Origin of the sequence: Virgisporangium ochraceum (genome assembly GCF_016863655.1) — a bacterium.
Lineage (GTDB): Bacteria > Actinomycetota > Actinomycetes > Mycobacteriales > Micromonosporaceae > Virgisporangium > Virgisporangium ochraceum.
The window spans coordinates 23,141-49,853 of record NZ_BOPH01000069.1 but is presented as its reverse complement, the minus strand read 5'-3'; the positions used below and the strand labels follow the sequence as shown (position 1 = coordinate 49,853).

The following is a 26,713-nucleotide window of genomic DNA, read 5'->3' as shown; positions in this document are numbered from 1 at the left end:
AACAGATGACCTCTGCGTTGACCGACGCGCGCGCGAGCGCCGCCGCCGAGGCGGCCGTGGGGCTGCTGCCCGCCCCCACGCCGCTCGCCGTGGGCACGCCGATCAACGAGCCGGTCGAACTCTTCGGTCAGGCGATCAGCGCCCGTTTCACCGGCTCCGCCCAGGGCGAGATCGCCGTGATGGTCGGGCCGGAGCTGGTCGGCGCGCTGGCACTGAGCCCCCTCGGCGCCCTGGACATCACGCAGGCGGTACGGCCGGCGCTGGAGGCGGCCGCGGCCACGCTCGGTCCGGTCGTGGTCGACCCGGGCGTCGAGGGCGATCCGGCGGTCGCCATGCAGAGCATCGTCGACGCGGGCGGGCTGCTGGTTCCGCTCGTCGACGAGGCCGCCGACAACGAGGTACGCGCGCTCATCGGTCTCGTCATCGACCGTCAGATCGGCGGGACCGGTAGAGCCGGCGTCGACGACGAGGACGTGCTGGAGGGCGACCTCGACGACGGCATGGACGGCATGGACGGCGTCGGCGCGGTGCCGGCCGGGTTCGCGCCCCTGACACCGGGACCGCGGGGAGCACCCGTGGTACGCGGCGGGCTCGAACTCCTGCACGACGTCGAGATGGAGGTCACCGCGGAGCTGGGCCGCACCCGCATGAGCGTGCGCGACCTGCTGTCGCTGGCGCCCGGCGCGGTGATCGAGCTCGACCGGCTGGCCGGCGGACCGGCCGACCTGCTCGTCAACGGCCGCCTGATCGCCCGGGGGGAAGTGGTGGTGATCGACGAGAACTTCGGCATCCGGATCACCGAGATCGTCGCATGATCGAAGTCGCGGTCAACATGTTCCTGGCACTGGTGGCGGTGCTGGGACTGATGTGGTTGCTCGCGAGGATGGCCCGGCGCCCGCTGGGTGGCCGCAACGCCGGTGCCCTCGCGGTGCTGGCGCGTCAGCCGCTGACCCGTGGGGCCTCGGTCGCCGTGGTCCGCGTCGGTACGCGGGCCTACGTGCTGGGCGTCACCGACCAGAACGTCACACTGCTGGCCGAGACCGACCCCGCCACCATCGAGGCGCCCACGCACGAGGTCCGCGAGCCGGTCCCCCTCGACGCGCTGTCCGGCTCCGCGCTCTCCCCCTCGACCTGGCGCCGCGCGGTGGACGCCATCCGGGGAGGGCGGAGATGACCCGGCGACTGGTGACCGGCGCCGGCCTCGGTCTGCTGCTCCTGGTCCTCTGGGTGTCCGCGGCCGAGGCGGCGCCTTCGCCGCCGACGCCGCCCACCCCGCCCTCACCGGCGCCCGGAATCAACATTGACGTCGGCGGCGGCAAACCGAGCAACTCGATCATCATCATCATCGCGTTGACGATCCTGTCGGTGGCGCCCGCGATCCTGTTGCTGACAACGGCGTTCACCAAGGTGTTCGTGGTGCTGTCGATCACCCGCAACGCCCTGGGCCTCACGACCGTGCCACCCAACCAGGTGATAGCCGGGCTCGCCCTTTTTCTCAGCTTGTTCATCATGGGGCCGACAGTCAGTGAGATGAACAAACAGGGCGTCCAGCCCTACCTCAAGGGCGAGAAGAGCCAGTCGGTCGCCTTCGAGGACGGGGTGAAGCCGCTCCGCGCGTTCATGCTCAAGCAGACGCGCGAGGAAGAGATCGCGCTGCTGACCAAGGTGGCCGACAAGCCGCTACCGAAGAACCAGGACGACGTCGAGCTGACCACGCTGATCCCGGCGTTCGCGCTCTCCGAGCTGCGGGCGGCGTTCATCATCGGCTTCGTCATCTACATACCGTTCCTGATCATCGACATGGTCGTATCGGCGGCACTCATGTCCCTGGGCATGATGATGCTTCCCCCGGTGACCGTGTCGCTCCCGTTCAAGATGCTGCTCTTCGTGCTCGTGAACGGATGGGGCCTGATCATCACGGCCCTGGTCGCCAGCTATCAGTAGGGGGCTGATCAGCATGACCGACAACGAAGTCGTCACTCTGGGGATGCAGGCGTTCCAGATTTCGCTGAAGCTCGGCGCGCCGATCCTGCTCACCGCGCTGATCCTGGGATTCGGGATCTCCCTGTTCCAGTCGGTGACCCAGATCCAGGAGGCGACCCTCTCGTTCGTGCCGAAGGCGGCCGGCGTCGGGGTGGCCCTGCTGCTGAGCGGCAACTGGATGCTGCACGAGATGACCACCTACACCCGGAACCTGTTCGAACAGATCCCGTCGCTGCTCGTATGAACCTGGGGGTCGCGGAGGATCTCCTGATCGCCGTCCTGCTGGCGTCCGTGCGGGCGCTGGCCTGGATGATGGCTGTTCCCCCGTTCAACTCCCGGCAGATCCCGGCGCGGGTCAAGGCGCTCGTGAGCGTGGCGATCGCGCTGCCGGTGGCGCCGGCGCTCGTGGCGAGCGCACCGTCGACCGCCGACATGGGCGCGTTCGTCCGGGCGACCGCCGAGCAGGTGGTGGTCGGTGCCGCGCTCGGGTTCATCACCGCGTTGTTCTTCGCCGCCGTCCAGGCCGCCGGCAGCATGATCGACCTGTTCGGCAGTTTCTCCGTGGCGTCGGCGTTCGACCCGTTCTCGGGGACGGCAAACGCGGTGTTCGGCCGGTTCTACAACATCCTGGCGACCGCGCTGCTGTTCGCCACCGACGGGTTCGCGATGGTCGTGCGCGGCTTCGCCACCTCGTACCGGGCCCTACCGGTCGGCGAGGTGTTCTCGTGGGAGGCGCTCGCGCGTCTGCTCACCACCGGCATGGACCAGATGTTCCTCGCCGCGATGCAGATCGCCGGTCCGCTCGTCGCCGTGCTGTTCTGCACCGACGTGGCGCTCGGTCTGCTCACCCGGGTCTCCCCCGGTCTCAACGTCTTCTCGCTGGCCTTCCCGGTGAAGATCGGCCTCACGCTGCTGATCGCGAGCACGGCGCTGGTGCTGCTGCCGCAGGCGTTCAACGGGCTGATGGAGCGCGCCGTGCGGGCCGTCGTCGACCTGGTGGGTGGGACCTAGTGTCCGGTGAGAAGACAGAAAAGCCCACAGCGCAACGCAAGAAGAAGGCGATCTCCGAGGGGCAGATCGCCCGGACCCCCGACCTCGGCGCCTGGGCCGGCATGCTGCTCGCCAGCTTCCTCGTCCCGATGGCGCTGGAGGACATGATGAACAGCGCCACGGAGATCTTCCGCCGGGGTGTGGGGATAGCCGAGGACCCGAACATCGAACGGGCGCAGGAGCTGTTCCAGACCGGCATGACCGAGGCCGGAAAGGCGTTGCTGCCGTTGGGCGTGGGGCTCATGGTGCTCGGTCTGGTGGCCGGTGCGGCACAGGGCGGCATCCACTTCCCGGCGAAGATGTTCATGCCGAAGTTCAACCGCCTCAACCCGTTTCCCGGCATCAAGCGCGCGTTCGGCGGGCACGCCGCGTGGGAGGCCGTCAAGACCACGGTGAAGACCGCGGTGCTCGGGCTGGTGCTGTACTTCGGCATCAAGGACCTGGTGCCCGCGGTCATCGCGCACGGGTCACTGCCGCTGAAGTCGTTGCTGCAACTGGTCGTCGACACCGCCGTCGGTCTCATGCGGTACGCCGCCGCGGCCGGCCTGGTGATGGCCGCGGCCGACTACGCGATGGCGCGCCGCCGCATCAACAAGCAGATCTACATGAGCAAGGAGGAGATCAAGCAGGAGCACAAGAACACCGAAGGTGACCCGCACCTGAAGGGCGCGATCCGGGCCAAGCAGATCGCGATGGCCCGCAACCGCATGATGTCGAACCTCCCGCAGGCCGACGTGGTGATGGTGAACCCGACGCACGTGGCGGTGGCGCTCGCCTACGACCAGGCGTTGGGCGCGCCCCGCGTGATAGCCAAGGGCGCCGGCGCCGTGGCGGCGAAGATCCGCGAGAAGGCGACCGAGCTGCGCATCCCCCTGGTGCAGAACCACGAGCTGGCGCGCACGCTGTACAAGACGGTCGAGCTCGGCCAGGAGATCCCGCCGGAGCTGTACGTGGCGGTGGCCCGGGTGCTGGCGTTCGTCATGTCGCTCAAGGCGAAGGGCGCGGCGGCGGGCCTGCACCGCCAGCCGGTGGTGTGACGGGCTTCGGCATGAACGACCGCACCGGCGCTACTTCATGATCCCCGCGAGCGCGGCCTCGCTCCAGCCCACCGCCGACAGGTACGCGCGCGCGAGCTCGCTCGCCGACATCGGCGACACCGCCAGCGCCGGCAGGTCCGAGCGCTCGTACGCGCGCACCAGCGCCAGCACCGCGCCGAGGCGGCCGGAGCCGCCGGTCAGGGCCGCGGCGATCTCGGGTGTGACGGGCAGCCGCGGCACCAGCTCCTCGATCGGCTCGGCCACGAGGTCGGCGACGCCCGACAGGAGTCCCACCGTGAACGCCGCGTCGATCGGGGCGCCGGCGTGCCGGGCCACCAGCTGGCAGAGCCGGGCGCGGGTCAGGGTTCCGGCGAGCTGCTCGGGCGACGCCTCCGCCACGTCGCTCGCCATCAGCAGCACGACCCACTGGCGGATGCGGTCGGCGCCGAGCACGGTCACCGCCTCGCGCACCGACGAGACCTTGCGGGTCAGGCCGATCGCGGCCGAGTTAGTCGCCTGCAGCACCCGGAAGGACAGGGCCGGGTCGGCGGTGACGATCGGCACCACCTCGTCGATGTCGGTGTCCGCCGCCGACAGAGCGGTGAACAGCTCCAGGCGACGCAGCCGCGACGGGTTCACCGACACGGCGGTGAGCGTCTGCGGACGCGCGAAGATGTGCCCCTGGAAGAAGTCGAAGCCCATGGCCATCAACGCGTCGAGCTGATCCTGCTCCTCGATGCGTTCGGCGAGCACCTGGATGTGCGGGTACCGCCGCACGTCGTCCAATGCCTTCCGTACCTCCGGGAGCGGCACGCCGAGCACGTCCAGCTTCACGTACGAGGCCAGCCCCAGGAGGCGCTCGTGCCCGCTGCCCCAGACGAAGTCGTCCAGTGCGATCTTGAACCCGCGGGCGGCCAGCGTGGCCACGCCGGCGATGACCTCCTCGTCGATCTCGACGGTCTCCAGCACCTCCAGCACCACCCGATCGGGCTCGAACGGCAGCGGCAGGTCGCCGACGAGGAACTCGCGGGTCATGTTCAGCAGGCACCGTCGGTCACCGACGATCTGTTCCAGACCGAACTCCTGGAACGCGGTGAGAATGACCTGCGTGGTGGCGTACGCGTCGAACTTGGTCGCGGCGACCGCCGTCCGTGCACCCCGGAACAGAAGCTCGTACGCCACGATCGCACCGGTGCGGTCATGGATCGGCTGGCGGCCGATGTGGACGAGTCCGCTGGCGCCGGCTGCTTCAGTCACGAGGGTCACGCAGGTCCGGATCGGCACCCGCGGCACTGAGTGAAGAAAAAGCTCAACCCTGCGCAGGAGTGGCCGATCGGACGACTGCCAGGACGGCGAAATTTCTCTGCCAGGACGGCGCTCCGAATTGACACGGTGCCTGACATCTGCTCGGCGCCGACCTAGGTGGGGGTGCGCGTGGGAGCTGGTCGGATCGGCCGCTTTGTCGTGCCGATAGGTGTGGTGCTGATCATCGTCATGATGGTCGTGCCGCTGCCGACGCTGCTCATCGACATCCTCATCGCGCTGAACATCACCGCGGCCATGCTCATCGTGCTCGTCGCGATGTTCGTCAACCGGCCGCTGGAGTTCTCCTCGTTCCCCGCGATCCTGCTGGTCGCCACGCTGTTCCGGCTCGCGCTCAACATCAGCGCCACCCGGCTCGTCCTGCTCGACGGCTTCGCCGGCGACGTCATCGAGGCCTTCGGCCACTTCGTGGTCGGCGGGTCGCTCATCGTCGGTCTCGTGATCTTCACGATCCTGGTCATCATCCAGTTCATCGTGATCACCAAGGGCGCGGAGCGCGTCGCCGAGGTCGGCGCCCGCTTCACCCTCGACGCGATGCCCGGTAAGCAGATGGCGATCGACGCCGACCTGAACGCCGGTCTCATCGACGAGAACACCGCCCGCAGACGCCGCGAGGAGGTGGCCGCCGAGGCCGACTTCTACGGCTCCATGGACGGTGCCTCGAAGTTCGTCAAGGGCGACGCGATCGCCGCGATCATCATCACGCTGATCAACCTGATCGGCGGGTTCGCGGTCGGCATGCTCCAGAAGGGCATGGACGCGATGGACGCCGTGGAGACCTACAGTCTCCTGTCCATCGGCGACGGCCTCGTGTCGCAGATCCCCGCGCTGCTGCTGTCGGTCGCGACCGGTCTCATGGTCACGCGCGCCGCCGGCGAGGGCGACCTGGGCACCACGGTCGTGTCGCAGTTCGCCCGGCAGCGGCTGGCGATGCAGATCGGTGGCGGCGCCGCGCTGGCCCTGTGCCTCATTCCCGGCCTGCCGAAGTTGCCGTTCCTCGTCGTCGGCGGCGCGGTGCTGCTCCTCGCCCAGCGCCTGCCGAAGGCGGCGGACATCGCGGCGATGGAGACCGCGGAGGAGGAGGTCCAACCGGACCTGCCGCCGCCGGACTCCCCCGAGGCGCTCATGGGCGAAATGCGGGTGGACCCGCTGGAGCTCGCTCTCGCGCCCGACCTCGTCGATCTCGTGGACACCAGCGGCGGCGACCTGCTCGACCGCGTGCGCGCCCTACGCCGCAAGGTGGCGCTGGAACTGGGCATCCTCATGCCCCCGGTGCGCACCCGCGACGACCTGACGCTGGAGATGTCGACGTACTCGATCCGCATCTCGGGCGTCGAGGTGGCGACCGGCCAGGCGCCGCCCGGCACGGTGCTGGCGATCGGCGAGGGGCTGGACTTCCTGCCCGGCCGCGCCGGTGTCGAACCGGTGTTCGGACTGCCCGGCAAGTGGGTGCCCGCCGAGCTGCGGCACCAGGCCGAGCTGAGTGGCGCCACGGTGGTCGACCGCGCCTCAGTGATCATCACGCACCTCGCAGAAGTCGTGCGTGCCAACGCTTCGCGTCTACTCGGTCGCGAAGATGTACGAAGCCTCACAGAAGTGGTTAAACGCACGCATCCTGTAGTGGTGGAGGAACTGACACCGGCTCTGCTTTCCCTGGGACAGGTCCAGCGCGTGCTGGCGGGCCTGCTCGAGGAGGGCGTGTCGATCCGCGACCTGGTGCGGATCTTCGAGTCGCTGTCCCTGGTCGCCAAGGTGACCACCGACCACGACAGCCTTCTCGAGGCGGCCCGTGTCGCGCTGGGCCCGGCGATCGCGGCCCGGCACCTCAGCGACGGGACGCTGTATGCGATCACGCTGGAGCCGCGGCTGGAGCAGTCGCTGCTGGAGTCGTTGCGTCCCACCGACGCCGGCCTTCAGCTCCTGGTGGACCCGCACCGGGCCGAGTCGCTCATCGGCGACATGAACCGGTTGCTCGAAGCGGCCGAGCAGCAGGGCACGACGCCCGTCGTCGTGGTCTCGCCGCAACTGCGTATGCCGCTGCGGCGCCTTACGGCCGTGGCTGTCCCCCGGCTACCGATCTTGTCGTACGCCGAGATCGCGAAATGCACATTCCGGATCGAAACTGTTGGGGTGGTAAGCGGTGCCCACTCGATTGCTGCTTGAAGGCGGCGACCTGCAGGAGCTGCTCGCGCAGGTGCGCGAGGAGCACGGGACGCGCGCCAAAATCGTCTCCGCGGAGCGGGTGCGGGCAGGTGGCCTGACCGGCCTGCTACGCGCCGAACGCTACGAGCTGACGGTCGAGCTCTCCGACGACGAGCCCGCCGACGCCCCGGTAGCGGTAGGCGCCATGGGCGCTGCTGGCGTGACGCAGCCGGCCGTCCCACGGGCGGCATCGCCCGCGGTACCGGCGCCCCCCGCGGTGACGGCGGCGCCCGCTGTGGCGGCGCCCCCCGCGGTGACGGCGACGACAGCCGTTGCGGCGACGCCCGCTGCTCCGGTGGCGCCCGCTGCTCCGGTGGCGCCCGCTGCTCCGGTGGCGCCCGCTGCTCCGGTGGCGCCCGCTGTTGCGGCGACGCCGGCGGCCTCGCCGGCGGTGGCGCCTTCGGCCCGCCCGGAGGCCGGAAACCTACCGGCCTATCCGGCGGCCACGAGCCGCAACGGCATGCCCGGCAACGGCGTGGGCACCACGCTGGCCGGCAACGGCAACGGCAACGGCAACGGCAACGCGGCGGCCGGCGGCGCGATGGGCAACGGCACGAACGGGGCGTCGGCCGGCCGGCCGGCGAACGCTCCCGCCATCGCCGCGCGTGGTGCCGGTGGCGGACGGGCGGAGCAGGGTCCCGAGGTCGACGAGCTGCTCGCGCTGCTCGCCCAGCGGGAGGCCGCCACGCCCGACTCGTCGTCGGTGGGTGGTGCCGCCCCGGACCCGGCCGCCGCCCCGGCCGGCTTCGACGAGGTGCTCGCCGAGCTGCGGGGCGTCAACGGCAACGGTCCCAACGGTTCCACGAACGGTTCCACGAACGGAACCTCGAACGGCTCTATGAACGGTGCCGCCAACGGGGTCGCCAATGGTGCCGCTGGCGGGGCCGTCCACGGGGCCGCCAACGGGGCCGCCAACGGTTCAGCGAACGGCGCCATGAACGGTCACGGCATGGCCAATGGCATCACCAACGGCACGTCCCACGGCACGTCCCACGGCGTCCCTCACGGGGCCGCACAGGGCATCGCCCCCGTACACGGCCAAGCAGCACCGCACGGTCAGGCCACGCAACAGCACGCACCAACGACGTCGGCCCATGTTCAGTCGGCACAGACCCCGCCGAGTGCCATTCACAGCGCTATCGAGTCGGCCCTGCCCGCAGGTCTGCGGCAGGAGTCGGCACCGACCAGTGCCGAAACGGTGGAGTTCTCGATGGATCCGATCTTCGCGCCCGCCAAGGGTGCTCCCGAGGCGCCGCCGGCCGCTCGCGCGGGTGTCGCCACCGCGGGTACGAGGCCCGCGGCCGGTCACAACCAGACGCCGGCCCGGACCGCGCCCAACCAGAACCCGGCCACGCAGAACGCGGCCGCACACAGTCCGGCCGCCCAGAACGCTCCCGTACAGAGTGCGGCGGCACACGGTACGGCGGCGCACGGCACAGCCGCGCAGCACGCGGGCGCGCAGAACGGCGAAGCCCAGAACGGCGCAGCCCAGAACGGCGCAGCCCAGAACGGCGCAGCCCAGAACGGCGCAGCCCAGAACGGCGCAGCGCAGAACGGTGGAACGGCCAGGAGCGCGGCCAACCCCGCGCGGACCCGGCCGCTGTCGCCGGATCCGCGGCGTCCCAACCACTTCCTGTCGTACGGGGACCTGGAGACGATCCCGACCGAGACCCCGCTGCCGCAGAAGCTGGCCGACCTCGGGCTGCCGCAGCGGGTGGTCGACCGCCTCCCGCTGGGCGAGGCGTACCCGTCGATCGTGCGGGCGCTGCTCGACGAGCCGGGCGCGCCGGCGCTGCCCTCCGGTCCCGGAATGATCATTACGATCATCGGGGAGCTGGCCGGGGCGCTGGCGGTGGCGGAGGACGTCGCGCGGATCCTGCGCCTCGACGCCGACCGCATCCTGATCGCCAGCGAGTCGCCTCAGGTGGGACGGCACATCGCCGACCCCGGCGACGCCGGCCGCCAGGCCGCCCGGCTGCGCGGCGGCGACCAGCCGCGGCTGGTGTGCGTCGACGCGCCGGCGCCGACGAGCTGGGTGCAGCAGGTCGTGGTCGCGCTGCGGCCCGACGCCGTGTGGTGCGCGGTCGACGCCACCCGCAAGCCCGCCGACGTGGCGCGGCAGCTGCGGTCGCTGCCCCGGGTCGACGCGCTCGCGGTGCACGCGCTGGAGGCGACCGCCGACCCGGCCAGCCCGCTCGCGCTGGGTGTTCCGGTGGCACTGCTGGACGGTCAGCCGGCCGGCCCGCACGGATGGGCCGCGCTGCTCTGCCGCCGCCTGTTCGAAGAGGAGTTCTCCGGTGGTGATCGCTAGCCCGCTCGTGCTGACGGTCGCCGCGCTCATGGCGAGCCCGGCGATCCTGAGCATGCTGAAGGGCGAGACCCCCATCGGTGACGCGGCGCTGCGGTACCTGATCTGTGTACCGGTCGCGGCCATCCTGCTGGCGATTCTCCGCGCCCTGACCCGCGACTACGGGTCGGGGCCGGAGCCGCTCATCACGAACATGCTGCGACGCAGGACGGACCGCCAGCCCGATCAACCGATCGAGGGCGATCCGCCGGTGCGCTCGTAGCCGCCGATCTTGCAGTTGTGGCCCTCCCCAAACCGGGCAATATCCCAGGAAAGGGCGGCCACAAGTGCGAGATCGGCGCACGGGGTGGGGTGCGCGCGCGGGAGCGTGTCAGTTCTTTGCCAGCGTGATCCAGATCTTGCCGGCGCCATAGCCCTGGACGTCGATCATCAGGTCCAGGCGGCGGCCGAACGCCAACATGTAGCCGATCGCGTCCGCCGGGGGCATCTGGCCGGGCAGGTACGTCTGGTGCACCTTCACCCGCGCCTCCCCCTCGTGGTTCAGCATCGAGCTCATGATGTTGCAGACCTCCGCGACGTTCTCCGAGATGGTCTCGCTGAGTTCCTGCTCCTCGATGCTCGCTTCGGCGGCCGTCGCGGGCACCAGGCCCAGCGCGGCGCCCGAGTAGGCGGCGAGCTTCAGGTCCATCGCGATGATCGCCCGTAGGGTCAGCGAGTCGTCGACGTAGAGGCAGCTCAAAGGCTTGGCATGGAGATCCGGGGCGCGCATGGGATCGGTCGGCCCGACGGTGACGGGCCGACCGAGAAGCTCGTCGAACAGGTCCTTGACGTTCTTAGGAACGGGCAATTCGCGCGGCATGCCTCATATCATCCCAAAATGGGGTCCAACATTTCCTTGAAACTCTCAGCCGTGAACGGCTTCGTGATCAGGAAAAGTGCGCCGGCGTCCTCGGCCATCTTGCGCATCTCGGGCGTGCCCTCGGTGGTCACGAAGCCGAACGGCATCGTGAGCCCGCCCGCCCGGACGGCCTTGAGCGCCTCCAGGCCGTTCATCTCCGGCATGTTCCAGTCGGAGAGCACCAGGTCGGGCTTCTGCGCCATCGCGGTGTCGTAGAGCTCCTTGCCGTTCTCGGCCTCGACGAGGTCGTGGCCCTCGTAGCCGGCCTGGCGCAGCGTCCGCGTGACGATCTGCCGCATCACCCGGCTGTCGTCCGCGATCAGGATCTTCATCGGGCACTCCCCCCTACGTAGGCGTCCGCGCTCTCCAGCACGGCGATGGTCACCGGCTCGTCCATCCAGGTGCCGGTCAGGCGCAGCATCTCGGTGCCGGGCAGGTCCACCGCCGGCCCGGTGCGCACCGACGGCAGGGACAGGACGGTCGGCTGCGGCATGAGGCTCTTCACGCTTCCGCCGATGATGTTGACCAGCTCGCCCACCGCGTCCATGACGTCGGGGGCGCTGACCTCGTCGGTCTCCAGACCGAGCAGGGCCGCGGTCGCCCGCTGGGCGGCGACCTGCGAGAAGGTGACCACGACCTGGCCGTCCCAGGCGCCGGTGACCGACACGGAGCCGTGCACGTCGTCGGCGTTCGCCGGGGCCGGACCGGCCATGAGCGGGTTCTCACCCAAGGGGTCCAGGTAGGACGCCCAGATCATCTCGGTGATCGCCCACAGGTCGGACTCCTGCGGCATCTCGTGGGTGGTCATGCCGAAACCCCATTTCTCACCAGACCCAGCAACGCGAGTTTCTCGACGATGGCGTCCGGGGTGAACGGCTTGATCACGTATTCGTGCGCGCCGGCGGCGAGCGCCCGGACAATCTGGCCCTGCTCGCTCTCGGTGGTCACCATCATCAGCGTCATCGACTTGTACTTCGGCTCTTTGCGAACCGCGAGGATGAACTCCAGTCCGTTCATCTCCGGCATGTTCCAGTCGACGAGCGCCAGCTCGGGGGTCTCGTCGAGCTCCTCGAGCCTGTCGAGGGCCTCGCGGCCGTTACCCGCCTGGATGACGTCGAATCCCAACTGGCCGGCGATGCGGGCCAGGATCAGCCGCATCGCACGTGAGTCGTCGATCACCATTGCCTGCATAGCGTCACCTCTTTCCTGCCACGCCGAGCGGCGTTGGTGCAGATTTGGCGGCGGCGGAACGCAGGCGATAGGCCGAGGTGCGTCCGGTCACCACACGGTCGAACTGCTCATCGATTCCGATCGTCGTCTCGGCGGAGCCGAGGAACAGCCAGCCGTCCGGCTTCAGCAGTGCCCGCACCCGGTTGAGTACGGCCCGCTTGGTTGCGACGTCGAAGTAGATCAGTACATTGCGGATGAAGATCACATCGAAGTGCGGCATCGGCGGAAACGACGACGCCAGGTTGAGCCGCTTGAACGACACGTTGCGGCGGATCTTCTGCGACACCTGCCAGTGCGCGCCGACCCGCTCGAAATGCTTGACCAGCGAGGTCGCCGGCAGCCCGCGGTTGACCTCGAGCTGGCTGAACTTGCCGGCCTCGGCCTTGGCGAGCACCTCGGTGGAGATGTCGGTGCCGACGATCTCGTAGGTCCAGCCGCCGGGGAGGTTGTCCTCCATCTGCATGGCGAGGGTGTACGCCTCCTGGCCGCTGGAGCACGCGGCCGACCAGATCCGTACCTGGCGGGTGGCCGACCGGTTCGAGATCAGCTCCGGCAGCACGAGGTTCGTCATGGCCGCGAACGGTTCGCCGTCACGGAAGAACGAGGTCTCGTTGGTGGTGAGGGCGTCGATGATGCGGCGCTGCGTCTCGGGATCGAGCTTCTGCTGGGCGCGCATCACGAACTCCGACACCGTGGCGGCACCGCACTGGCGGGCCACCGGCGTCAGTCGCGCCTCGACCAGGTACTCCTTCCCGGGTTCGAGCACGATCGCCGCCTCGCGGCGCACGAGTTGGCTCACGTACGCGAACTCGCTCGCGCTGAGCGTCATCGGATCACCTCCATGGACCTGGCGGTGCGTCCGCCGTTGACGCGGGTCATGACGTGGTTGCTGATGTCGTCGAGGGGCAGGACGACCGATGCGAGACCGGCGTTGGTCACCGCGCCCGGCATTCCCCACACCACGGAGGTCGCCTCGTCCTGGGCCACGATCTCCGCACCCGAGCGGGCGAGGTGGGAGCAGCCTTCGCGGCCGTCGTGTCCCATGCCGGTGAGGATCACCGCGAGCGTGCTCTTGCCGTAGACCCGGTTCACCGACCGGAAGAGCACGTCGACGGCGGGGCGGCAGAAGTTCTCCGGCGGGCCGGTGTGCAACTTCGTGGCGACCACCGTGCCCTGCCGCTGGATCTCCATGTGGAAGTCGCCCGGTGCGATGTAGACCGTTCCGGCTTCCAGCGGCATGTCGCCGGTGGCTTCCACGACGGTCAGCGGGCAGTTGCGGTCGAGCCGTTCGGCGAACATCTTCGTGAACACCGGCGGCATGTGCTGCACGACGACGACCGGCACCGGGAAGCTGCCGGGCAGCCGGCTCATCACGCGGGTCAGCGCGTCGGGTCCGCCGGTGGAGCAGCCGACGGCGAGCACCTCGATCTTGCCGCCGCCGCGCGGTGCGGCGGCGGGGCGGCCCGGGCCCGCCGTGGCCGGGCCGGTCGCGGCCGTCACGCTGGCGGGCGGTCGGTTCAGTGCTCCGGGACGCACGGGAGCGCCGGCCGGCGCACCCGGCGGGGGCGTTCGCACCGCGGCGGGACCCGGCCGGGACGGGTAGGCCGGTGCCCGCGGCGGTGCTCCGGGTGGCGGCCGGCCGGGTCCGCCACCGGGTGGTCCCGGTGGGCCCGACCGCCGGCCCGTGAGCGCGTGGATGCGCGGGATGAGCTGCTCGCGCACGCTCCGGATGGATTCACTGACGCTGCCGACGTTCGCCGGCTTGGTCACGTAGTCGCTGGCGCCCGCGGAGAGAGCGTCCAGGGTCGCCGCGGCGCCGTTGGCCGTCAGCGTGCTGAACATGATCACCGGGAGTGCCCGGTGTTTCTTCCGAAGCTCCCGCAGCGTCGTCAAACCGTCCATGACCGGCATCTCGATGTCGAGCGTGACCAGGTCCGGTTTCAGTTGTTCGATCTTCTGGAGGGCGACCTTCCCGTTCGGGGCGGTGCCCACCACATTGATCTTCGGATCATCCGCGAGGGCATCGGTGATCAGGCGACGGACGACGACCGAGTCGTCCACGACCAGCACCGAGATCACGCGCGCGCCTCCAGTGACGGGGACAGCGCGGAGCCGCTGTCAGGTCCCGACCTCTTATCGGCGCCCGATACCTACCGCTTGAGAACTCTCCGCGATCAGTTTGTAACCCACTGTCAGCCCGCGGGGCTGTCAGTCCACGGGGCGGCGCGGAACGACCACCGGGCCGAGCACGGAGACCACCGGGTCGAGCAGCCGGTAGAGCGTCGGGCCGTCGAGCACGTCGCGCACGACGAGCGCCTGCACCGCGCCGCTGAGGAGGTTCCACACGCCGCTGGCCCGGTCGGCCACCGGCACGCCCGCGTTCTCGACCGCCTGCACCAGCATCAGCTGCGCGGCCGCCGACGCGCGCACGCGTCCGGCCACGAAGACCGACCACGACGCGGAGTGCACGGCCTGCGCCCAGTCGGCCAGCGCCGGGCGGGCCTTGCCCGACGCGGCGCCGAGCTTGCGGACCAGCTGCGGCGACATGCCGGCGACCCGCTCGACCAACGCGTCGACGGCGGTGGCCTGGGGGCCCAGGTCGACGGCGCGCTGCGGAAGGCCGCTGATCGCGGTGAGCCACGGCGCGGTGAGCTCGCGGCGGGTGGCGTCGGGCAGCATCTCCCAGAGGTAGGCGGCCGCGGCGGCGTCGCACACGACGGCGGCGGCCTTGTCGGCCGGCTTGATCTGCGACAGGCCGCCGGGGTGCCGGCGCCAGGTCCAGTCGAAGATGTCGTGCCGCACGAGGTGGGTCAGACCGTCGACGGTGCCGATCGGCGCCCGCTCGAGGGCGGCCAACGTGGCTGCAAGATCGGCGCTCGCCTCCGCTCGCGCGGGCCTCGGGCCCTGGGAGGCGTCGCCTTCCCTCGTCGCTCCGGTCGCTTCGCTCTCTGCGCTCCTCAGTCCAGGCGACGCCGGGCCCGAGGCCGAGGTAGCACTCGTCGCCGTTGCCGACACGCGACGACGGGTGCGGGCGGCGGAGTCGACGTCGAGCCAGTGGCCCACGCGGCTCCACTCGTCGGGTTGGGCGGCGGCGATCGCGGGCAGGTCGTCCGCGGTCACCGTGAGGGCGCGCAGCAGCACGTCGGCCGCTGCCGCCCCTCCGTCGAGGCGGGTCAGGTCGAATCCCAGTACGGGGGCACTCACCAGGCTGTACACAACGCACAGTCTTCAGCAACCGGGTTGCAACCGACAATCCACCGAACGGGTCTGCGACTACTCTCCGCTACCGACAAGTTGGCCGGTCGGATGACAACGCCGAGATCAACGCGGGTATGACCGGTGCCGTGCGCTGCCCGACGATCACGAAGAGTGAAGTTCGGCCGCTTCCGCGCCGGACCCGGTGTCGGTCGCCCGGGCCGTGTCCAGCGCCAGCATCAGCCGGCCGTCGAGCTTGAACGCGCCGTTGATGAGCTCGCGGGTCGGGCCGTGCAGCGTGTCCGGCGGCGGCTCGAACGCGTCGTCGTCGAGCTGCACGACCTCGCCGATCCGGTCGACCAGCAGGCTCACCGACTCGTCGTCCTGGCGCACGATCACGTTCATCGCGGGCCCGTCCCGGTCGCGCGGCGGGCCGCCGAGCTGCACCCGCAGGTCGACCGCCGCGATCACCTGGCCGCGCAGGTTGAACAGCCCGCCGACCGCCTGCGGCGCCAACGGCACCGGGGTGTACTCGTCGAAGCTGAGGACCTCCTGGACGATGGCGACCGGCACCCCGAAGAGCTGGTCGTCGACCTCGAAGGTCGCGTACTGGCGACTGCCCATCCCCCGTCACACCCCCGCCATCTGCTGGCCCTGGTAGTCCTCGTAGCCCTGGTACTCGGCACCCTCGTAGCCGCCGTACGCGTCCTCGGTCTCGTTGAACCGCGGGTCGGCCGCGAGGATCGCCCGGCGCACGTCGAGCAGCTCGGTGACGCGCTGCTGGATCACGGCGGAGCCGAGCAGTCCGTCGTCGCCGACCTCGCTGCGGGCCTCCACGACGTCCTCGACGATGTCCAGGATCTTGTCGACGGCGAGCGCCACGCTGCGCCCGCGCTCGGTGTAGACGACCACCGGAACGGTCGCGCCGTCCTCGGCCGGGTACGTGCCGAGCAGGTGCGCCAGGCGCAGCACCGGCAGGATCTGTTCGCGGTACTGCACGACCTCGCGGTTGCCGACGCGTTCGAGCCGTTCGGCCGGGAACTCCTCCAGGCGGGTCACCATGTCGAGCGGGATCGCCACCCGGCGGTCGCCGACACCGGCGATGAGCAGCCGGTCGACGGTGCCGCTCGTGGCGCGCGACGTCGTCGTCTCCTGCTGCTGCGCCCGTTCGGCCTTGTCGCCGGCGAGGTGCGAGCGGCGGGCGAGGCTCGCCACGTCGAGGATCAGGGCCACCGTTCCGTCACCGAGCAGGGTGGCGCCGGCGTACACGCCCACGTCCTTGAACCGGGAGCTCAGCGGCTTGACCACGACCTCCTCGGTGTTGAGGACGCGGTCGACCACCAGGCCGAACTTGCGGCCCTCGGCCGCCAGCACCGCCACGTAGACGTCGCGGTTGGCGGTGTCGTGGTCGGACCGCACGCCCAGCACGTGGTCGAGGTGGACCAGCGGCAGCAGCTTGCCCCGCAGCCGGTAGACCGGCGCGCCCATGGCGTGCTCGATCACCCGTCCCCCCTGGCCGTCGAGGTACACCAGCTCGTGGACGGCGACCTGCGGGATGACGTACTTCTGGCCGCCGCACTCGATGGTCAGCGCCTGGATGATGGCCAGCGTCAGCGGGATCGTCAGCCGCCACGTGGTCCCGACGCCGAGCGTGCTCTCGACGTCGACCGCGCCGCCGATCCGCTCGATGTTGGTCTTGACGACGTCCATGCCGACGCCGCGGCCGGAGACGTTCGTGACCGTCTTCGCGGTGGAGAAGCCCGGCCGGAAGACCTGCATCAGGATCTCGCGGCGCTCCATCGTCGCCACCTGGTCGCGGGTCAGCAGGCCGCGCTGGATCGCCACCTCGGCGATGCGGTCGGGGTCGATGCCCGATCCGTCGTCGCACACCTCGACGACCACGTGGCCACCCTCGTGGTAGGCGCGCAGCGTCAGCGTCCCCTCGGGGTTCTTGCCCTTGTCACGGCGCGCCTGCGGACCCTCGATGCCGTGGTCGACCGCGTTGCGCACGAGGTGGGTCAGCGGGTCCTTGACGGCTTCGAGCAGGCTCCGGTCGAGCTCGGTCTCGCGGCCCTCCATCGCGAGGCGGACCTGCTTGCCGAGGCTTCCGGAGAGGTCCCGGACGACCCGGGGCAGCTTCGACCACAGGTTGTCGATCGCCTGCATGCGGGTCTTCATCACCGATTCCTGCAGCTCACTGGTGATGAGGTTGAGCCGCTGACCGGTGCGGGTCATGTGCGGGTCGCCGGCGCTGCCGATCGCCCGGATCATCTGGTTGCGGGTGAGCACCAGCTCACCGACGAGCCGCATCAGCGTGTCGAGCAGGTCGACGTCGACGCGGATCGAGCTGTCGGCGATGCTGCGCCGGGCGTGCCCGTCGGCGTCGCCCTCGCCACCGGCGGCCCCGCCGGACTTCTTCGGTGCCGGCGCGGGTGCCGGCTCGCCGTCGCCCTTCGCCTTCTCGGCCTCCTCCGCCCGGCGGGCGGCGAGCTCCTCGGCGGCGGCCTTCTCCGCGGCGGCCTGTTCCGCCGCTGCCGCGGCGACGGCGGCGGCGTCGATGGCCGCGGCCTCGGCGACGGTCGTCGCGACGACGGCCGCACCGGCGGCGGCGTCGGCCCGGACCGCCGCGACCCCGGCCGCACCGAGCGCGGCGGCCGCCGCTTCGGCGGCCTCGTCCGCGGCGGCACCGGCGGCCACGGCGTCCTGGACGGCGCTGCCGGCCACCACGGCCGCTTCGGTCGCCGCCTCGGACGCGTGCACCGCGGCGGGGGCGGCCGGTGCCGGTCCGCCACCGGGGTTGTCGATGCAGGCCTGTACCGCGGCGACCACGGCGAGCAGGCTCTCCTCGTCGCCGCCCTGGTCGCTGCCCGACTCCTCGATCGTCGCCAGCAGCTCGCGCACCGCGTCGACCATGCGCAGCAGCGCGTCGGTGGTCTGCGGCGTCATCGACTGGGCGCCGTCGCGCAGCCGGGCCAGCAGCGACTCACCGACGTGGGTCACCTTCTCCAAGCGGTTGAACGCGAGGAAGCCACTGGTGCCCTTGATCGTGTGGATCGTGCGGAAGATGCTCGACAGGAGGTCGCGCGAGTTCGGATCCGCTTCCAGCGCAACGAGATCCCGGTCTAGCTGGTCAAGGTTCTCGTGGCTCTCGACCAGGAACTCCTGAACGATATCGCCCAGTTCGTCCACCATGACTCCCTTCGCCGATACCCCTGTCGGCACGGCCCAGGCGGACTTGAGACTGTTTTGCTACCTTCTGCGCACCGGTCAGCGCCGCGTCTTCGCTTTCAGCTCCCGCGGGGCGTCGCCGCCCTTGTCGTCGGTGCGTACCAGCTCCGCCTGCTTGATCAGGCGCTGCGCGGTGCTCAGCTTCGGCTCGCAGGTGATGAGCGTGAGCATCCTCGGGCCCTCCCCCGCCGGGGCGGCGAGCACCGTCTCGTCCACCGGCTCGACGACCACCGTGCGGACGATGCGGTAGACCAGCCACGACGCGGCGGTCTCGACCACCACCGGGTCGCCGACCTCCAGGAGGTCGAGGTTCCAGAACACCCCGGGGTACCGGTGACCGGCCAGCGCGGTGTTGCCCGGCTGCCCGAACGGGGCGGTGCCGGCGAGCCGGCCCGGTCCCTTGTCGAGCTGCGGCTCCTCGGCCCCCTCGACCACCACCAGCGTCTGGCTGATCGTCGGCAGGTGCAGCCGCGCGATCGGGCTGCCGGTGGCGGCACCCTGGATCCGGCTCACCCGGGTCCGGCCGGCGCCGGTCCAGGTGGCCGACCACTGCGAGGTGAGGGTCTCCTCGAGCCGGCCCTGCTCGGCCGAGATGTGCCGCACCTTGGCCAGCCACTGCCACGCCACGCCGATCCCGAAGACCAGCCCGACCACCATCAGCCCGATGGCGATCGTGCGCATGAGGCGGGCACCGTTCAGATTCGTCCAGGCTGCAGGCACTTGAGCAGAATAGACATTTTGCCCGTTTAGCCCGGCGGTGCCACTCCGGTCAGGTGCGGCCCTCCTTGTCCTGGGCCTCGGCCAGCGCGGCGGCCCGCGGCACCCAGTCGGCGAGGTAGACCGGCCAGCCCCGGCGGGTCAGCTCGGCCACCACGTCGGGGTCGTCGTCGACCACCACGGCGACCTCGGTCTCGGCCGCGAGCGCGCGCACCCGGTCCGCTTTGAAGAACTTCGCGGGACGACGGTCGTGCGCCGGCCGCATCAGCAGGCGCTCGACCGGCAGGCCCTGGTCGCGCAGCCAGCGCTCGGTGACCCGGCGCAGATGCTCGGGACGGCCGGTGAGCCACACGAGGTCGTGCGACGACGACCACTCGCGGGCCAGGCCGACGCCGATCTCCAGGGGCGGGTCGTCACCCGCGGCCGCGAAGAACCCGGCCCAGTCCCTGGGCCGCCGGGTCAGGTACTTCAGGCGGTGCCGGACGTCGGCCACCACCCCGTCGACATCGAACACCGCGAGCACCGTACGAGGATCCCCGCGCTACCCCTGGTGTTGCAACCGCTGAGCTGTACTCTCCGTAGCACTCCTGTGACGTACAGGCGATATTCGAGGAGGCCCCGATGGTGCCAGACGAGTCCGAGCGCTTCGCTGACCGCGCGGAGGCGGGGTCGGCGCTGGCCGACGAGATCTCCCGGTACCTGCGCGAGCACGGTGTCGCCGAGCGTCCGCTCGTTCTCGGGATGTCGCGCGGCGGGGTCCCGGTGGCCGCCGAGGTGGCCCGGGCGATCGGCGCCGACCTCGACGTGATCGTCGTCGACGCCGTCGGCCTGCCGTGGAAGCCGGACTTCAAGGTCGGTGCGATCGCGGAGAACGGTCCCATGGTCATCAACCACGACAAGCTGACCCGCGCCGACGTCGCCACGAACGACCTCGCGCCGTCGCTCTCGGCCGCGCGGACCGAGCTGTTCCGCCTCGCCGACCTGTACCGCGACGGCCGTCCGGCCACCGACGTCGCCGACCGGACGGTGATCGTGGTCGACGACGGCATGCAGACCGGCGTCCGGGCCCGGGCCGCGCTGCGCGCCCTGCACGCCGGGATGCCGGCCCACCTCGTGTTCGCCACCCCGGTCTGCGCGGCCGAGGCGAGCGGCGCGCTGGAGGTCGAGGCCGACGGGCTGGTGCACCTCCGCTGCCCGTGCTGCTTCAGCGCCACCGGGCTCTGGTACCGCGACATCCCCGAGCTCACCGACGCGGACATCACCGGGATCCTGCGCGCCGAGCGCACCCTGGCCACCGCGGGCTGAAGGGTCGACCCCGTCCGGGTAGCCACACCACCGAACCGGCGGCACTCCGCGCACACACGGTAAAGTGCGCCCCATGACCCGCCTGACCGCGGAATTCGATGCGGCGGCACCGGGCGAGCCGGTCGTCCTGCGGGTGGCGGGCACCCTCGATCCGCAGACGGCGCCCGTGCTGCACGAGGCGTTGACCAAGCTGCTGTCGAGCGAGCCGGAGATCGTCGCGCTCGACGTCACGAAGGTCACGGTCGCCGAGGGTGCCGAGGCCGACCTGCTCGCCCTCGCCGACCGGGCGTACGCCTGGCCCGGTGCGACGGTGGTGGTCGGCGGCGCGTCACGGGCGCTCAGCGCGTCGCTGGTCGGTTCCGGCACCCTGCCGAGCTTCCCGACCCTGCCCGACGCGCTGGCCGGTGCCGCCGCGATCCGGGCGAGGCAGGCCGACGCGCCCCGGCTGCGGGTGGGTCTGTCGCCGATCGAGTCGGCCGCCGCGACCGCGCGCCGACTGGTCGACAAGGCGTGCGCGCAGTGGGGGCTGCCCGCGCTGCGCGACACCGCCCGGCTGGTGGTCACCGAACTCGTGAGCAACGCGGTGCGGCACGGCACGTCGGCGGCGTCGGCGGCCGTCGAGGTCACGCTCACCCGCGGCGTCGGCGCCGTGTACGTGTCCGTGCGCGACCGCAGCCGGCGGCTTCCGAAACCGGGTGGACCGGTACCGCCCACGGTCGAGGGCGGCCGCGGCCTCCTGGTGGTGGGCATCATGTCCCGGGCCTGGGGCGCCACCCCGACCGTCGACGGCAAGGTCGTCTGGGCCACCCTGCCCACATAACCTCCCCGCCCCCACGCGCCGCCCCCACGCGCGGCCGCGCACGGGGCGGGCACGCTGGGTCAGGCGACTGTCAGGGTCCAGGAGTCGACGTGGCCGGTGGCGCCCTTGGTCGTGTCGCGCACGCGGAGCTTCCACGTGCCGGCCCGGTCCTTCACGGTCAGCTTCACCGCGTAGGTGGCGTCGACGCCCGCCGCCCGGTCGTGCCGGTTCGACGGCTTCAGCCGCTTCACGCTGCCGTTCGGCGCTACCAGGTCGATCACCAGGTCGCCGCGGCGCGGGTGGTCGATGTGCACCTCGACCGACGCCCACGTGGCGCGGCCGGAGCAGCCGGTGAGCCCGATCGCGCTGGTGCCGGTCCCCCGGTCTCGGATCGCGGCGTCGGAGTCGTTGGTGCGCACGTCGCAAGGGGACGCGGGCGTCCGCAGCAGCAGGTCGGGTGCGCCGGCCGGGTCGGTGACGGCGCCCGGGCGGGCCCCGGAGGTCAGCGCGGCGGCGACCTCGGCCGGGGCGGCGCCGGGGTCGGCGGCGAGGACGAGGGCGGCCGCGCCGGTGACGTGCGGTGCGGCCATCGAGGTGCCGCTCGAGGTACGGGTCGCCGAGTCGTCGGCGATGCCGGCCGACGCGATCCCGACGCCGGGCGCGAACAGGTCGACGCACGGGCCGGTGTTGGAGAACGGCGCCCGGGCGTCGTTCTCGCCGGTGGCACCGACGGTGACGGCCGCGGGCGTGCTGGCCGGCGCGAACCCGCACGCGTCGGCGTTGTCGTTGCCGGCGGCCACCACGTAGGTGACGCCGCTGGCGATCGACGCGGTGATCGCGGCGGCCAGCGGCGCGAAGTTCTCCCCGCCGAAGCTCAGGTTGACCACGGCCGGCTTCCGGGCGTTCGCGGTGACCCAGTCGACCGCCGCGATGATGCCGGCGTAGGTGCCGGCGCCCTCGCAGTCGAGCACGCGCAGCGCGACCAGCGAGACGTCCTTGGCCACGCCGTACCGGGTGCCGCCGATCGTGCCGGCCACGTGGGTGCCGTGCCCGGAGCAGTCGTCGGCGTCGGCGTCACCGTCGACGAAGTCCCAGCCGCTGGTGGCGCGGCCGCCGAAGTCGGTGTGGGTGGTGCGTATCCCGCTGTCGATCACGTACGCGGTGACGTCGGACGCGGTGGTGCCGTAGGTGTAGGCGCCGTTCATGCCCGGTGCGTCGACCCGGTCGAGCCCCCACGACGGCGGGGTGATCTCGGTGCCGGCGAGCCGCACCGGCCGGTCGTGCTGCACCGACGCCACCGCCGGGTCGAGGGCGAGCTGACGCGCGCCGTCGGTGGTCAGCCGCGCCGAGAAGCCCGGCAGGGCCGTCTGGAACGCCTGTTCCAGGACGCCGCCGTAGCGCTCGGCGAGCGCCCGGGCCGACGCCCACGACGGTGCCGACCGGAGCACCACGACGTAGCGGTCGGGTGCCGGTTCGGGTGCCGCGGCCGCCGGGGCGCCGCCGAGCAGGCTCACGGCACCGACGACGAGGCCGAGTAGGGATGCTCGCAGGCGCATGACATCCAGGGTCGGCGCGGCGGGTGGTGTTCGCGGTCGCGCTGACGTTGCTACCCGGTCACGACCGCACGTGGAGCTCGACCACCAGCGGCCGGTGGTCGGAGACGCCCGTGGCCGGCGTGGACACCGTGCCGACCGTCGCCGGGAACGCCGGGTCGACGAGCACGTGGTCGAGCTGGATCTTCGGGGTGGTCGACGGGTAGGTCGGCAGCCGGGCGGCGACCCGCCACCCCGACGCCACCCGGGCCACGCCGGCCGGCAGGTTCAGGTCGCCGAGCAGCACCCGCGGGCCGGGCAGCGCCCGCAGCGCGCGCACCGCCCGCCGCAGTTGCCGCACGTTCCACCCGGGCACGAACGACAGGTGCGTCGTGGCGACGGTCACCGGCCCGTGCGGCGTGTCGACGACGGCGGCCAGCAGCACGCGCGGCTCGTCCGGCAGCATCAGCACCCGGCCACCCACCGGCACCGGCGAGCGGGTGGGTGCCGCCGGCAACCGGTGGATCAGCCACCTGCGCACCGGGAAGCGGCTGACGATGGCCACGCCGTACTGCGGCTCGCCGTCCGCTCCGCTCGCGAAATCGGGACCCGCGGGCCGGAACGCCTCGCCCGGCGTGCCCACGACGGCGGCCGCGAACCGGTGGTCCGACGCGCCGAGCGCCTCGGCCGCGAGGGCGGTGAGGTCGAGGCCGCCGCTGCGGGGCTGGTCGAGGTCGACCTCCTGCATCCCGACGACGTCGGCGTCGACGGCGGCGAGGGCCGCCCGGAACCGGTCTGCCGTCACGAGCCCGTCGTCGAGCGACCGGCCGTGGAGCACGTTGAACGTCGCGAGGCGCACCCGGTCCACCCTAGGGCCGGCACTGCTCGCTACGCTCGATGAGTGTTCTGGACCCGGGCCTGGCTGGTCCGCCACGTGCTGGCGGTCACGCTCGTGGTGGCGTTCCTCGCCCTGGGCTGGTGGCAGATCGGCCGGGCGGCCGGCGGCAACATGCTCAGTTGGGCGTATGCCGTCGAGTGGCCGGTGTTCGCCGGGTTCGTGGTGTTCGTCTGGGTCAAGGAGGTCCGTCGCGAACTGTCCGCGCGTGGATCTTCAGTGGACCGGGAGGAGCTGCCACCGTTGCGGGCGACCCGACCGGTCCCGGTGCCCGACGACGGTGACGACGACGAACTGGCCGCCTACAACCGATACCTGGCCTGGCTCAACGCCAACCCCGGCGCCCGGCCGGCCGACTACCGCGAGGTTTGACAAGCATGTCCGCTGCGCTCACCCGGTTCCGGGTGGTGGCCTACGTCGTCGGCGTGGTGCTGATCCTGTTCATCCTGGTCGCGATGCCGCTGAAGTACCTCGCCGACTCCGACGGCTTCGCCACGGTGATCGCGCCGGTGCACGGCTTTCTGTACATGGTCTACCTGGTGGTCACGTTCAACCTCGGCATGAAGGCCCGGTGGCCGCTCGGCCGGATCGCGCTGGTGATGCTGGCCGGCACGATCCCGGTGTTCAGCTTCTGGGCCGAGCGCTGGGCGACCTCGAAGATCCGCTCGGCCGAGCCGGCGACGGTCTAGGCGGCTCTCTTCGGCATCCGCTGCTCGACCTCGACGCGCAGGTCCTTCAGGTCGATGTCGGCACCGGCGAGCACCAGCGCGGCCAGGCCCTCACCCTCGCGGATGAGGCCGAGCAGGATGTGCTCGGTGCGGATCTCGCGGTCGGCGAGCCGCAGCGCCTCGCGGAGCGACAGTTCGAGCACCTTCTTGGCGCGCGGCGAGAACGGGATGTGCCCCTTGGGCGCGCCGCCCTCGTCGGGCCGGGAGCGGCGCAGTCCGAACCGTCGCCTGGGCGGCGGCGCGGGCGGCGGGGCCAGCGGCTCGGGGCCGAAGTTCTCCTCCAGGTGGGCGCGCACCGCGTCGAGGTCGATGCCGATGACCTTGAGCGCGGCGGCGTCGGCCGGTCCGAGCATGCCGGGCGCGTTGCCGCGGTGCCGGCCGACGGCCGCCTCGGCCCGCCGCACCGTGAGTCCGTGGTCGTTCAGTAGGCCGGCGAGCCAGCCGCCGCCCTCGAGCAGCGAGATCAGCAGGTGCTCGGTGCCGATCCGTGGGTGGTCCAGCCGCCGGGCGACCTCCTGCGCGCCGACGACCACCTCGCGGGCCTCGTGCGTGAACCGTTCGAACATCACACCCTCCCCGAGTGCTTCTTGTGTACGGCCTGCTTGCTGACGCCGAGCGCGTCGGCGATCTCCTGCCACGACCAGCCCTTGTGACGGGCGTTGCGCACCTGGAGCGCCTCGAGCGTCTCGGCGAGCCGGTACAGCGCGACGACGGCGCGCAGACCCACGGTGGGGTCGGCGCTGCTGGCTGCCGCCGCGACCGACTGGTTCGGCTCTTCCATGCTGTCAACCTACATTGACAACTGGCCAGTCGTCAACCTTTGTTGACACCACGGTACCGGCAGTGGCGGGAGGGGTAACCCGGGTGACATGACGGATCTGATCGAGGTGCTGGTGACCGATCACCGGCGGATCGAGAGCCTGTTCACCGAACTCGAGACCGGTGACAGCGACCCCGCGCACCGCCGTGACCTCGTCGACGTGATCGTGGCCGAGGTGGTCAGGCACGCGGTGGCCGAGGAGCTGTACCTCTACCCGGCCGTCCGGGACCTGCTGCCCGACGGCGACGCGCTGGCCGACCGCGGACTGCGGCAGCACGCCGACGTCGAACGGGCCCTCGACGCGGTCCAGGACACCGACCTCACGGCCGTGATCGTGGCCGTCCGCGCCCACGTCGACGAGCAGGAACGCGACCTGTTCCCGCGGGTGCGCCACGCCTGCCCACCCGACCGGCTGGCCGACCTCGGTAGCCGGGCCGAGGCCGCGAAGCGGATCGCGCCGACCCGTCCGCATCCCCACGTGCCGGGCACCCGCCTCGGCGCCGCCGGCAGCGGCCTGGTCGACCGCGTGCGCGACGCCCTCGCCAACCGGCCCACCAAGGTCAGCGACCTGTGACCCGCCGCCATCCCCCGATGCGCACGGCGACCCCGGGTGAGGTGTGCACCAGCGGCTCGCCCTCCGGTGCGGGCAGACCACCGGCGGCGATCACGTTCTCCGACAACGACTCCAGCGTTCCGCCGAACAGCGGCCACGGCCCGTGGGCCGCCAGCGCCTGCACGAGCCTGCCCCGGATCACCGAGTACAGCTGGAACCGGTAGGTCAGGAAGTATTCGAGCGCACCCGGCTCGATCGCCGGTCCCCTCGCCACGACCGCGTCACACCGCGCCCCGCGCGGACCCGGCCACCGGCGGGCGGAGGTGTACCGGAACCGGCCCGGCGTGGCCTGGACCCGCATGCGCGACCACACGTACGGAAGCCGGTACGTGGTGCGCCCGACGAGCACGGCGGGCAGGCGGGTGGCGTCGAGCGAGAAGAACCAGATGCCCTGCGACCCGTCGGGACCGGTGACGTACGTGCGCACGTTCGTCTCCGGGAACCGCGACATCCACGGCAGCGCCGGCACACCGGGGAACCGGACGCCGCTCATCGTGAACGGCACCAGCCCGATCCACGCGGAGCCGTCGAACTCCTGCACGGTGAGGCCGGGCGGCAGCAGCCGCTGCACGACGTCGGCCGGGTAGCGCCAGTGCAGGAACGTCAGGTCGAGCCAGCTCTGGTACATGACCGGCCGGTGCACCACGGGCGATTCGGGAATGGTCACCACGCACAGAAGAGTACGACCCCCGGGATTCCCCGGGGGTCGTACTCTGTTGAGGTCTTGCCGGGACGGGCGACCAGCGCGGCGGCGAGCATTTAATTGCTCCATATGCAATCGGTTCTCGCGCTTGGAATTCGAGGTTCCGCTCGCCATGCCCGGTGCAGTTCCCGGCGTGTCTCTAGTAGA

At 71.4% G+C, this 26,713-nt stretch carries 30 protein-coding genes and 1 pseudogene; 14 read left to right on the top strand and 17 right to left on the bottom strand.

What is annotated here, in order from left to right; all coding sequences use genetic code 11:
* The first annotated feature begins 5 nt into the window (after window positions 1–5).
* Genes fliN through Voc01_RS23950 form a run of 6 tightly spaced genes read left to right on the top strand, consistent with a single transcriptional unit; the run spans window position 6 to window position 4,070 of the window.
* Window positions 6–815 carry a flagellar motor switch protein FliN gene (fliN, locus tag Voc01_RS23975; protein WP_203929775.1) on the top strand — a complete coding sequence of 270 codons (810 nt, stop codon included), beginning with the start codon at window positions 6–8 and terminating at the stop codon, window positions 813–815.
* Window positions 812–1,174 (top strand): flagellar biosynthetic protein FliO, encoded by a 363-nt coding sequence (fliO, locus tag Voc01_RS23970; protein ID WP_203929774.1) that lies wholly within the window; start codon window positions 812–814, stop codon window positions 1,172–1,174. Before fliN ends, fliO begins: the two co-directional genes overlap by 4 nt.
* Window positions 1,171–1,944 carry a flagellar type III secretion system pore protein FliP gene (fliP, locus tag Voc01_RS23965; RefSeq protein ID WP_203929773.1) on the top strand — a complete coding sequence of 258 codons (774 nt, stop codon included), beginning with the start codon at window positions 1,171–1,173 and terminating at the stop codon, window positions 1,942–1,944. The genes fliO and fliP overlap by 4 nt, the downstream gene beginning before the upstream one ends.
* 13 nt (window positions 1,945–1,957) lie before the next feature.
* The gene (gene fliQ / locus Voc01_RS23960) at window positions 1,958–2,227 is read left to right on the top strand and encodes a flagellar biosynthesis protein FliQ (protein WP_203929772.1); all 270 of its coding nucleotides are present in this window, start codon (window positions 1,958–1,960) and stop codon (window positions 2,225–2,227) included.
* Window positions 2,224–2,994: a flagellar biosynthetic protein FliR gene (gene fliR / locus Voc01_RS23955; RefSeq protein WP_203929771.1), complete on the top strand. Its 771-nt coding sequence runs from the start codon at window positions 2,224–2,226 to the stop codon at window positions 2,992–2,994. The genes fliQ and fliR overlap by 4 nt, the downstream gene beginning before the upstream one ends.
* Window positions 2,994–4,070 (top strand): EscU/YscU/HrcU family type III secretion system export apparatus switch protein, encoded by a 1,077-nt coding sequence (locus Voc01_RS23950; protein WP_203929770.1) that lies wholly within the window; start codon window positions 2,994–2,996, stop codon window positions 4,068–4,070. Before fliR ends, Voc01_RS23950 begins: the two co-directional genes overlap by 1 nt.
* A 30-nt stretch (window positions 4,071–4,100) precedes the next feature.
* Here the strand turns inward: Voc01_RS23950 and Voc01_RS23945 are convergent, their stop codons facing one another.
* Window positions 4,101–5,327 carry an EAL and HDOD domain-containing protein gene (locus Voc01_RS23945; RefSeq protein WP_239160444.1) on the bottom strand — a complete coding sequence of 409 codons (1,227 nt, stop codon included), beginning with the start codon at window positions 5,325–5,327 and terminating at the stop codon, window positions 4,101–4,103.
* Window positions 5,328–5,492: 165 nt separating this feature from the next.
* On the opposite strand from Voc01_RS23945, the gene flhA reads away from it, so the two are divergent.
* From flhA to Voc01_RS23930, 3 genes are read left to right on the top strand one after another with little or no spacing between them, the layout of a single operon-like run.
* Window positions 5,493–7,556 carry a flagellar biosynthesis protein FlhA gene (flhA, locus tag Voc01_RS23940; RefSeq protein ID WP_307781590.1) on the top strand — a complete coding sequence of 688 codons (2,064 nt, stop codon included), beginning with the start codon at window positions 5,493–5,495 and terminating at the stop codon, window positions 7,554–7,556.
* Entirely contained in the window at window positions 7,534–9,906 is a 2,373-nt protein-coding gene (locus tag Voc01_RS23935; RefSeq protein WP_203929768.1) for a hypothetical protein, read from the top strand. The genes flhA and Voc01_RS23935 overlap by 23 nt, the downstream gene beginning before the upstream one ends.
* Window positions 9,893–10,165 (top strand): hypothetical protein, encoded by a 273-nt coding sequence (locus Voc01_RS23930; RefSeq protein ID WP_203929767.1) that lies wholly within the window; start codon window positions 9,893–9,895, stop codon window positions 10,163–10,165. The genes Voc01_RS23935 and Voc01_RS23930 overlap by 14 nt, the downstream gene beginning before the upstream one ends.
* Before the next feature lie 108 nt (window positions 10,166–10,273).
* Here Voc01_RS23930 and Voc01_RS23925 read toward each other — a convergent pair whose 3' ends face one another.
* The 11 genes from Voc01_RS23925 to Voc01_RS23875 all read right to left on the bottom strand — a co-directional run bounded on the left by Voc01_RS23925 (window position 10,274) and on the right by Voc01_RS23875 (window position 19,685).
* Window positions 10,274–10,762: a hypothetical protein gene (locus tag Voc01_RS23925; protein WP_203929766.1), complete on the bottom strand. Its 489-nt coding sequence runs from the start codon at window positions 10,760–10,762 to the stop codon at window positions 10,274–10,276.
* An 8-nt stretch (window positions 10,763–10,770) separates the two neighbouring features.
* The gene (locus tag Voc01_RS23920) at window positions 10,771–11,133 is read right to left on the bottom strand and encodes a response regulator (protein ID WP_203929765.1); all 363 of its coding nucleotides are present in this window, start codon (window positions 11,131–11,133) and stop codon (window positions 10,771–10,773) included.
* Window positions 11,130–11,609 carry a chemotaxis protein CheX gene (locus tag Voc01_RS23915; RefSeq protein ID WP_203929764.1) on the bottom strand — a complete coding sequence of 160 codons (480 nt, stop codon included), beginning with the start codon at window positions 11,607–11,609 and terminating at the stop codon, window positions 11,130–11,132. Before Voc01_RS23915 ends, Voc01_RS23920 begins: the two co-directional genes overlap by 4 nt.
* Window positions 11,606–11,992 (bottom strand): response regulator, encoded by a 387-nt coding sequence (locus tag Voc01_RS23910; RefSeq protein ID WP_203929763.1) that lies wholly within the window; start codon window positions 11,990–11,992, stop codon window positions 11,606–11,608. The genes Voc01_RS23915 and Voc01_RS23910 overlap by 4 nt, the downstream gene beginning before the upstream one ends.
* Window positions 11,993–11,996: 4 nt before the next feature.
* A complete protein-coding gene (locus tag Voc01_RS23905) occupies window positions 11,997–12,860 on the bottom strand; it encodes a CheR family methyltransferase (RefSeq protein ID WP_203929762.1) in 864 nt (287 codons plus the stop codon).
* Window positions 12,857–14,110, bottom strand: coding sequence for a protein-glutamate methylesterase/protein-glutamine glutaminase (locus tag Voc01_RS23900; RefSeq protein WP_203929761.1), 1,254 nt, complete (start codon window positions 14,108–14,110; stop codon window positions 12,857–12,859). Before Voc01_RS23900 ends, Voc01_RS23905 begins: the two co-directional genes overlap by 4 nt.
* 129 nt (window positions 14,111–14,239) lie before the next feature.
* Entirely contained in the window at window positions 14,240–15,235 is a 996-nt protein-coding gene (locus tag Voc01_RS23895) for a hypothetical protein (RefSeq protein WP_203929760.1), read from the bottom strand.
* 156 nt (window positions 15,236–15,391) lie between these two features.
* Window positions 15,392–15,850, bottom strand: a complete 459-nt coding sequence (locus tag Voc01_RS23890; RefSeq protein WP_203929759.1) for a chemotaxis protein CheW — start codon at window positions 15,848–15,850, stop codon at window positions 15,392–15,394.
* A gap of 6 nt (window positions 15,851–15,856) precedes the next feature.
* A complete protein-coding gene (locus tag Voc01_RS23885; protein ID WP_203929758.1) occupies window positions 15,857–18,418 on the bottom strand; it encodes a chemotaxis protein CheW in 2,562 nt (853 codons plus the stop codon).
* Window positions 18,419–18,493: 75 nt separating this feature from the next.
* Window positions 18,494–19,135: a sortase gene (locus tag Voc01_RS23880; protein ID WP_203929757.1), complete on the bottom strand. Its 642-nt coding sequence runs from the start codon at window positions 19,133–19,135 to the stop codon at window positions 18,494–18,496.
* 88 nt (window positions 19,136–19,223) lie between these two features.
* A complete protein-coding gene (locus tag Voc01_RS23875; RefSeq protein ID WP_239160442.1) occupies window positions 19,224–19,685 on the bottom strand; it encodes a phosphatase domain-containing protein in 462 nt (153 codons plus the stop codon).
* Between the two features lie 107 nt (window positions 19,686–19,792).
* Here Voc01_RS23875 and Voc01_RS23870 point away from each other — a divergent pair, with 107 nt between their 5' ends.
* Window positions 19,793–20,476 (top strand): phosphoribosyltransferase, encoded by a 684-nt coding sequence (locus Voc01_RS23870; RefSeq protein WP_203929755.1) that lies wholly within the window; start codon window positions 19,793–19,795, stop codon window positions 20,474–20,476.
* A gap of 73 nt (window positions 20,477–20,549) precedes the next feature.
* A complete protein-coding gene (locus Voc01_RS23865; protein ID WP_203929754.1) occupies window positions 20,550–21,296 on the top strand; it encodes an ATP-binding protein in 747 nt (248 codons plus the stop codon).
* Between the two features lie 59 nt (window positions 21,297–21,355).
* On the opposite strand, the gene Voc01_RS23860 is transcribed toward Voc01_RS23865, so the two are convergent.
* Window positions 21,356–22,831 carry a S8 family serine peptidase gene (locus tag Voc01_RS23860; protein WP_203929753.1) on the bottom strand — a complete coding sequence of 492 codons (1,476 nt, stop codon included), beginning with the start codon at window positions 22,829–22,831 and terminating at the stop codon, window positions 21,356–21,358.
* Window positions 22,832–22,889: 58 nt separating this feature from the next.
* Window positions 22,890–23,666: an endonuclease/exonuclease/phosphatase family protein gene (locus Voc01_RS23855; protein ID WP_203929752.1), complete on the bottom strand. Its 777-nt coding sequence runs from the start codon at window positions 23,664–23,666 to the stop codon at window positions 22,890–22,892.
* 42 nt (window positions 23,667–23,708) lie between these two features.
* Between Voc01_RS23855 and Voc01_RS23850 the strand changes: the two genes are divergently transcribed.
* Together Voc01_RS23850 and Voc01_RS23845 are read left to right on the top strand one after the other, a co-directional pair.
* Window positions 23,709–24,074: a hypothetical protein gene (locus Voc01_RS23850; protein ID WP_203929751.1), complete on the top strand. Its 366-nt coding sequence runs from the start codon at window positions 23,709–23,711 to the stop codon at window positions 24,072–24,074.
* A gap of 5 nt (window positions 24,075–24,079) precedes the next feature.
* A complete protein-coding gene (locus Voc01_RS23845; RefSeq protein WP_203929750.1) occupies window positions 24,080–24,391 on the top strand; it encodes a DUF3817 domain-containing protein in 312 nt (103 codons plus the stop codon).
* Window positions 24,392–24,411: 20 nt separating this feature from the next.
* Here Voc01_RS23845 and Voc01_RS54680 read toward each other — a convergent pair.
* Window positions 24,412–24,996 (bottom strand): annotated as a pseudogene (locus tag Voc01_RS54680) (Clp protease N-terminal domain-containing protein); the annotation flags it as partial.
* Window positions 24,996–25,211: an AsnC family protein gene (locus Voc01_RS23835; RefSeq protein ID WP_203929748.1), complete on the bottom strand. Its 216-nt coding sequence runs from the start codon at window positions 25,209–25,211 to the stop codon at window positions 24,996–24,998. The pseudogene Voc01_RS54680 and the gene Voc01_RS23835, both read right to left, overlap by 1 nt.
* A gap of 88 nt (window positions 25,212–25,299) precedes the next feature.
* Between Voc01_RS23835 and Voc01_RS23830 the strand changes: the two genes are divergently transcribed.
* Window positions 25,300–25,824, top strand: a complete 525-nt coding sequence (locus Voc01_RS23830; protein ID WP_203929747.1) for a hemerythrin domain-containing protein — start codon at window positions 25,300–25,302, stop codon at window positions 25,822–25,824.
* Here the strand turns inward: Voc01_RS23830 and Voc01_RS23825 are convergent.
* Window positions 25,811–26,533 carry a YqjF family protein gene (locus tag Voc01_RS23825; RefSeq protein ID WP_203929746.1) on the bottom strand — a complete coding sequence of 241 codons (723 nt, stop codon included), beginning with the start codon at window positions 26,531–26,533 and terminating at the stop codon, window positions 25,811–25,813. The two genes, Voc01_RS23830 and Voc01_RS23825, sit on opposite strands and share 14 nt — an antisense overlap.
* Between the last annotated feature and the right edge of the window lie 180 nt (window positions 26,534–26,713).